This is a genomic window from Kitasatospora sp. NPDC056531 (assembly GCF_042794375.1).
GTDB lineage: Bacteria > Actinomycetota > Actinomycetes > Streptomycetales > Streptomycetaceae > Kitasatospora.
Genome location: NZ_JBHTTU010000392.1, coordinates 1 through 1,084, shown reverse-complemented (window position 1 = coordinate 1,084; position 1,084 = coordinate 1). Strand labels below are relative to the sequence as shown.

General features: G+C 75.5%; 1 protein-coding gene. It reads right to left on the bottom strand.

The window, feature by feature from the left end:
* Positions 1-1,084: non-ribosomal peptide synthetase (locus tag ACFQ87_RS46700; protein ID WP_380617127.1), on the bottom strand; the 1,084-nt coding region annotated here is incomplete at both ends.

Here is a 1,084-nt window from a genome sequence, read left to right as displayed (position 1 = left end):
CTCGGGTAGCGGGTGCGCAGCAGGGTGGTCAGCCTGGCCGCGGCCAGGCTGCCGCCGCCGATCGCGAAGAAGTCGTCGCGCGCACTGCCGACCTGCACCCCGAGGATCTCGGCCCACTGCTCGGCGAGCCAGGCCTCGGTGCCGTACAGCTGCTCGTTCGGCCCGGCGGCCTCCAGCTCGGGCAGCGGCCAGGGCAGCGCGTTGCGATCCACCTTGCCGGAGGTGCGGGTGGGCAGGGCGTCGACGGGGGCGAGCAGCGGCACCAGGGCGGCGGGCAGCTCGGCCCGCAGCCGCTCGACGGCCTGCTCGCGGTCGAAGTCGTCCTGGACCACCAGGTAGCCGACCAGCAGCTGGTTGCCGCCGCGCGCGGTCCGCACGGCCGCGGCCGCGCCGGCCACGCCGGGCAGTGCCTGCAGGGCCGCGTCCACCTCGCCGAGCTCGATCCGGCGGCCGCCCAGCTTGATCTGCTCGTCGGTACGGCCGAGGAACAGCAGGCCGGCCGGATCGGCCTGGACCAGGTCGCCGCTGCGGTAGGCGCGGCCGTGGCCCGGAAGCTCACGGAAGCGCTCGGCGGTCAGCTCGGGCCGGTTGAGGTAGCCCTGGGCGAGCCGCCCGCCGGCGATCCAGAGCTCGCCGACCGTGCCGGGCTCCACCGGCGCGAGCCGCTCGTCCAGGACGAGGGCGCGGGCGCCGCCGAAGGACCGTCCGATCGGGACGGCGCCGAGGTCGCAGTCGGCCGGGGTGACCCGGTGCAGGGTGGTGAAGGTGGTGGCCTCGGTGGGCCCGTACCCGTTGTGGAGCTCCAGCCACGGGAAGGCCCGCAGCACCGCCCCGGCGTGCTCGGCGGACATCGCCTCGCCGCCCACGACCACGGTGCGCAGCACGCCGAAGATCCGCGACTGCTTGGCGGCCAGGTGGTGGAAGAGCGCGGTGGTGAGGAAGAGGGTGGTGACGCCGAACCGCTCGACGTCGCGCACGAGTTCCTCGGTGGAGGGCCGATCGGCCGGGGAGATCGCGACGGCGGCGCCCCGGGCGAGCGGGGCCCACAGTTCGAAGGTGGCGCCGTCGAAGGAGACGGTGGAGT